General features: G+C 47.1%; 4 protein-coding genes and 1 pseudogene. 3 read left to right on the top strand and 2 right to left on the bottom strand.

Translation table 11 applies throughout. The features are described 5' to 3' along the window. Positions 1-222: 222 nt before the first annotated feature. The 3 genes from ACOJTG_RS02680 (at position 223) to ACOJTG_RS02670 (ending at position 4,435) form a co-directional block, all read left to right on the top strand. On the top strand, positions 223-459 hold the full coding sequence (locus ACOJTG_RS02680; protein ID WP_420152393.1) for a DUF3820 family protein: 237 nt from the start codon (positions 223-225) through the stop codon (positions 457-459). Next, positions 456-842, top strand: a complete 387-nt coding sequence (locus ACOJTG_RS02675; RefSeq protein WP_420152392.1) for a DUF2809 domain-containing protein — start codon at positions 456-458, stop codon at positions 840-842. The genes ACOJTG_RS02680 and ACOJTG_RS02675 overlap by 4 nt, the downstream gene beginning before the upstream one ends. A gap of 284 nt (positions 843-1,126) precedes the next feature. Beyond that, on the top strand, positions 1,127-4,435 hold the full coding sequence (locus tag ACOJTG_RS02670; RefSeq protein WP_420152391.1) for a sialate O-acetylesterase: 3,309 nt from the start codon (positions 1,127-1,129) through the stop codon (positions 4,433-4,435). Between the two features lie 96 nt (positions 4,436-4,531). Here ACOJTG_RS02670 and ACOJTG_RS02665 read toward each other — a convergent pair whose 3' ends face one another. Beyond that, entirely contained in the window at positions 4,532-5,521 is a 990-nt protein-coding gene (locus ACOJTG_RS02665; RefSeq protein ID WP_420152390.1) for a glycosyl transferase, read from the bottom strand. 127 nt (positions 5,522-5,648) lie between these two features. Then, positions 5,649-5,979 (bottom strand): annotated as a pseudogene (locus tag ACOJTG_RS02660) (glycosyltransferase); the annotation flags it as partial.

The raw sequence follows: 5,979 nt of genomic DNA, 5'->3' as shown, positions 1-5,979 counted from the left end.
CCGATTTGTGTCTTTAGAATAATAAGCTGTATTACACAGCTTAACAAAGTTTATAAAACCAACCTAATAAACGTTATTCTGTGATAAAATGTGAATAAAACAAATCCTTGTTCCGCTTAATACTGAATTGCATTTGCTATTTCAATACTCAATACAAACGAAAAAAAAGAACTAAGACTTCTAATTTTGTTACCCGTTTTAAATAAAAGTACGACTCATTCCATGGAAGAATCACCTCAGCTGAACGCTCAATTATTTCAACAACTGTTGACGTATCGGATGCCTTATGGCAAACATAAAGGACAACTGCTCAGACAGTTGCCCATTTCATATCTCGAATGGTTTGCTCGAAAAGGCTTTCCAGAAGGAAAGTTAGGCCTATTGCTTCAGTCATTCTACGAAATTAAGCTCAACGGGCTGGAATACTTATTAAATGAAGCTGAGGCTTTTCGGCAATGATCAAATCTAACCGGGCTACGTACGCAGTATTACTGTTAATAACTATTAGTTTAGGTCTGATTGGCAGGCGTTTAGCATTTGTTCCATTGGCTGTAGGGGATGCACTGTGGGCTGTAGCCGTTTTCTGGGGCCTGCACCTGCTCACTCCGCAAGCCAAAACCTCGCGACTAGCCCTTTTGGCACTACTGATCAGTTATGCTATCGAATTCAGCCAGCTTTGGCAAGCATCCTGGCTGGTGAAACTCCGGTCGACGTTGCCGGGAAAGCTGTTGTTAGGTCAAGGTTTTCTGTACTCCGATTTGATTGCTTACACTGCGGGAATAGGTATAGCAGTACTCGTAAAACGCTATATATCTACCCCATTTATCAAACATGCGACCTGATGGAGAGTTTGTTAAATAATCTTAAACCTTCTGTCGAAATACGGGTTTCTCTCTAGGATTAAGACCTAGCCTATCTTTCTCAGCTTATATTTGCGAGTTTTTGTTCCCAGCCAACAACCATTGTGTACATTAATAGGCTCTATGCTATGACATTAAATTCTATTTTTAAGTACTGTCTTTTTCTCAGCTGCTTAGCGTTTTCAACCTCAGCTTTTAGTCAATTAAAGATCACTTTTCCTGTTGAACGTATTGTTTTTCAACGCAACAATGCCAACTCAGCCAATGTGACTGTTGCCGGTAGTTTCACGAACAATGCCGACCGGATTGAAGCTCGTTTCGTCGCTCGGAATGGTGGGAATACTACGAATTGGACGCCAGTATCGGCGGGCAGTGGTAACTTTCAGGGTACGGTTTCGGTATCCGGTGGTTGGTATAATGTGGAAGTTCGTGCCTTGTCAGGAGGTAACGTTCTGGAGAGCACTACGCTCGAACGCGTTGGGGTAGGAGAGGTATTTGTGATTGCTGGACAGTCGAACGCCCAGGGGCGTACGGAGCAAAATGATTCGCCTGCTCCACAAGATGATCGGATTAACGTAATTTCTAATTTTAGTAACAACGATTCAAACAGTCAGGATCCCGGTTCGGCTTTCCCAGTTTTCAGTAAAATGACACAAAATGGCTTGTATGCTCCCTATGGGCAAACAGCCTGGCATTGGGGATATTTAGGCGATTTGTTAACAGCACGACTAAATGTACCAGTCTTGTTCATCAACTCAGCTTACTCAGCTACCGGAGCCTACAACTGGGCCGAAAGTGCTCAAGGTAAAACAACTTTTTTCCCTTTTGCTGATACGACCCCTATGCCTGCGGGTATGCCGTATGCCAACTTACGAATCTCGTTACAGTACTATGCCAATCTGACGGGCGTACGCTCTGTTTTGTGGCATCAGGGCGAGTGGGATGGATTGAAAGGCACGGCGGCTCAAACGTATTACAACCAGATCAAGACCGTAATTGATAAATCAAGGTCTGATCTAGGGGGAAGAAACGTTTCCTGGATGATTGCCCGGGCGTCCCTATATCCTTCCGGAACAAATCAAGTTTCCAGTCGAGCCAGTGTGATTCAGGGACAAAACTTGGCTATTCAGCAGGGAGGAAATTGCTTTGCTGGGCCCGAAACGGATAATATTCAAAACCCCCGCGATCCTGCTGATTTATGGCACTTTTCCGGTCCTGAAAATCATAAAAAACATGCTCAGGCTTGGTTCGAAAGTATTGTAAACTCTAATTTTCTTTCCAGTTCGCAACCGCAGTCAGCAGCGGATATGCTACAAGTAACATTTGCCTGTCGAGCAAAAAATCAATTTAATCTGGGCATTGCCGGGCGATCTGGCCAATACTGGATTAGTAGTGATGGAAGTAATCAAACTGCTGGTACCATTGTCGGTCAATCCGGAAAAACCTATTATGCTCGCGTGAAGGATGGTTCCGGCAACTCCGCTTTTGCTCCGCCTTTTATTGTACCGAATGACATCGGTACGCCTTCTGTCGTAGCAAACAGTACAACCTTCTGCGTGGGTAGCCAAGTTACACTGACGGCCAACGGAGGCGGTAATAACTTTGTGTGGAGTAACGGACAAACCGGAAAATCGATTACGGTAAAGCAATCTGGTGCGTATTCGGTACGCATTAATGATGGCAATGGATGTGAATCGCCTACGTCAGCCGCCGTGCAAATTACGCAGACCGAACCCGGACCAGGTCCGGCTCTTACGTCTTCTACCAAAGTCATTTGCCCGGGTTCTGCGGTTACGCTTAGTGCTCCCGCCGGGAAGAATTACGTATGGAGTACGGGTGAAACGGGGACGTCGATCAGCGTAAAAACGGCTGGTTCATACACGGCGAAAGAAAAAGACCCCGCTACGGGTTGTGAATCGCTTAGTTCTTCGGCAGTAGCCTTAACGATGGGTACTACACCCACAGCTCCAACGATTGCTACCTCCGATAAAATCAAAGACATTTGTCCGGGTACGGAAGTGACACTGGCTGCTAGCAACGGAATGAATTACCGCTGGAATACGGGCCAAGCCAATACGGCTAGTTTAAAGGTCACGCAGGGGGGAAGCTATACGGCTCAGACCGTCGATAACGATGGTTGCGTGTCGCCCGCTTCGAATGCCATTGTCGTATCGTATTCTCCTAAACCAGATAAACCGAATATTGCTGCTTCAGGAGCAACCGCCTTCTGCGACGGAAAAAATGTAACGCTTACGGCTAGTCAGGGCAATTCGTATGTTTGGTCGAATCAGTCGGATAGCCGGGCTATTACGGTTAGCGAATCCGGTGAATTTACGGTTTATACCGTTAATGCAAACGGTTGCCGTTCGGATGCTTCCGACAAAGTAGTAGTAACCGTACACCCCTTACCCGCGAAACCTACGGTAGTGGCTCAGGGCCCAACGGCGATCTGTTCGGGTGCGGCCGTTACGCTGGCGTCTTCGGTCACGGCAGCGTCGTATCAGTGGAGTAATGGAGCCTCCGGTGCTTCGATTCAAACCACGCAGGCCGGTACGTACAGCGTGACCGTGAAAGATGCGTTTGGTTGTGGATCGGCATCTTCTGACCCCATCACGGTAACGGTGAATCCCCGTCCGGAAAAACCAACGATTACCGTAGTGGGTTCGACGACCTTCTGTGAGGATAAGAGTGTAACGCTACAAGCCGTTTCCTCAGAAGCAGGCGTGGTGTGGAATACGGGTGAAACGGCTCAATCGCTGGTCATTTCAAAAGCTGGTTCTTTCTCAGTACAAGCGAAAAATACGTTCAACTGTCTGTCCACCACCTCGGATGCGGTTACGACTAGCGTGCGTCCGCTACCTGCCGCTCCAACCATTACGGCTTCAGGAGCCCTGGAATTCTGCGAAGGTGGTACCGTTACGCTGACTTCTAATAACAATAGCTTGAAGCATACCTGGATAGGTACTAGCGATGCTGGTAATCGTGTTACGGTTCAACAGTCGGGTAACTACACCGCTCAGGTGACGGATAATATTGGTTGTACGTCGCCCGTGTCCAATGTGCTGACTGTAAAAGTAAATCCGTTACCGACAGAACCGACCATTACCAAAGTAGGTACGTATAAGTTACAGGCCGGTGGTACGGGTAAGAACTTCTACTGGAGACGCGGGACAGATTCACTGACCACCGACGAGGCCGTCATTAAAGCTACGGCTACAGGTACTTATTCCGTGCGTTCAGAGTTAGTGTATACCCTGTCTTCGGGTAGAACGCTCTCCTGTTATTCCGCTAAGAACAGTACGCTCAATTTTGTGCTGGATCCATTAAGCCAGGACATCAGTATTTATCCTAATCCCTCGACGAATGGTCGCGTAACGCTGGAGACGTTAAAAGGCCTGAAAAATGTAACCGTACGTTTGTTCACGCCGACGGGTCACCAGATTCTGGAGAAAAAAATAGGGTCCCTGGATGATACGCAAACCATCGAAATTCAGGACAATTCGGGCTTACTTATTCTGGTGATCGACGCGGATGGCTTCCATACCAGCCGACGAATTATGGTAAACGGTCTTTAAATGAATCCACAAAGTCTGTTTATTTAAATCAGATAGGTAACAAAAGGGCCCCGTAAACGAACGGGGCCCTTTTGTATTGGAGTAGGACTAGGCCCACTACTGCCAGAGTCTGGTATGTTTATGATAGTTTTTATAGGAACCCTTAAGTAAAAAAGTAACTCTACGGCCCGCATTCGTTGTCAACCAGTCCAGAGAGAACGGAGGTTCATGAAAGCAGGCGGTTGCGTCTGCCTGCCTGATGCGTTGAGCCGCCGCCTGTAAGGCTTTCACATAAGGTTTGTAGACCAGGGCAATAACTTCTTTCCTGAGCCGGTACTCTTCATTGGTTAGACGAAAGGTTTCATCCTGGCAGTAACGAAAGTCGTGGAAATGGTAAAACACAAGGGGACTGGATACGGAAGAGTCCTGTACCCAGACCTGATCGTTCGACTCAAGGTAATCATACCGCGTGTTGTTCCAAGGAGCCACTCCGCCCCCCAGATGCCTGAGCACGTGCACGCCTTCAAAACGGGTGGTCCAGTCATCGAGGTACTTCTGATCACCAAACTTGCCGTCTTCAAAGCGGTTGTAACACCAGTCCAGACAAGCGTCCTTCCACCAGTTGAGCACGTGAAGCCCTGCCGGGGTACGTTTGAACGTCATGAATTGCACGCAATACGTGCCGCACAATACCGATTGATCATATTCGGGACTATAGCGATGTTCAGTGATGAGTACGGAAGCTTTACCCATTTCCCGAATCAGTATATCCGGATCCGAAAAGAAGAGCAGGTCGGCATCTAGGTAGGTACACGCCTCCAGGTGATAGGTATGTAAACAATAAGAAATCAGCGAGGGTGTACACGTCCAGCAGTACTCACCGTGAGTACGGTTGCCCTTGACAGCCAGAAGTTCTTCATTCTCAAAATCAGCCAGGTTAATCAGGGTGGCGTGTGGAAGGGATAAGGCCTCAAGTACCTGCTGACCATGCGAATCGAACGGAACTATATAGAGGTGAAAGCTGGAGCAATGTTCCTCTAAAGACGTATACAGAGCCAGTCCCCGAGAGAGGTAGGCAGAATCAAATAGCGTACAGAAGTAAAGCATTAGGGGATTAGGGTACTAGTTAAAGGGCAATAGTTCGTATAGTGAGAGCAGAGATGAACGGGGTATTTCACGTTGAAGTACTTGGGCGGTCAGAGCCAATAATTAGAACGTGTAATCAAACTTTTCATCACAACATGAAAAGGGAAGACTTAAGCTTTTTAAACAGGAATCGCAACCAGATGATGATGCCATAGTTTTCCAGAATGAACTGAGCCTTTCTCTTTTCAAAGCGGATATCTTTTTGCAATGAAGAAATACCCCTGTGATTAAAGGTAGCAATGACATAATCCCTGAATTCAAAACGGTAGGTAGGGTCCTTCCAGCACCACATGTTCAGGATATGATCAGCAGAAATCGGGTACATCAGATCATAGCGGTATTTCTGAAAGATCGAAGCGGGATAAATTATAGCCTGGTGATTAATCCCCGTCTTGGCGTGGCGATAGGCGGAAAGCTTA

Source organism: Siphonobacter sp., from assembly GCF_048595215.1.
In the GTDB taxonomy this organism is placed as follows: domain Bacteria; phylum Bacteroidota; class Bacteroidia; order Cytophagales; family Spirosomataceae; genus Siphonobacter.
The sequence above is the reverse complement of the archived record's forward strand: the minus strand, read 5'-3'. Positions and strand labels throughout refer to the sequence as shown.

Excerpts from the sequence above, each read along its gene's own strand:
- ACOJTG_RS02680 (WP_420152393.1), top strand. The coding sequence starts at position 223 with ATGGAAGAATCACCTCAGCTGAACGCTCAATTATTTCAACAACTGTTG.
- ACOJTG_RS02675 (WP_420152392.1), top strand. The coding sequence starts at position 456 with ATGATCAAATCTAACCGGGCTACGTACGCAGTATTACTGTTAATAACT.
- ACOJTG_RS02665 (WP_420152390.1), bottom strand. The coding sequence starts at position 5,521 with ATGCTTTACTTCTGTACGCTATTTGATTCTGCCTACCTCTCTCGGGGA.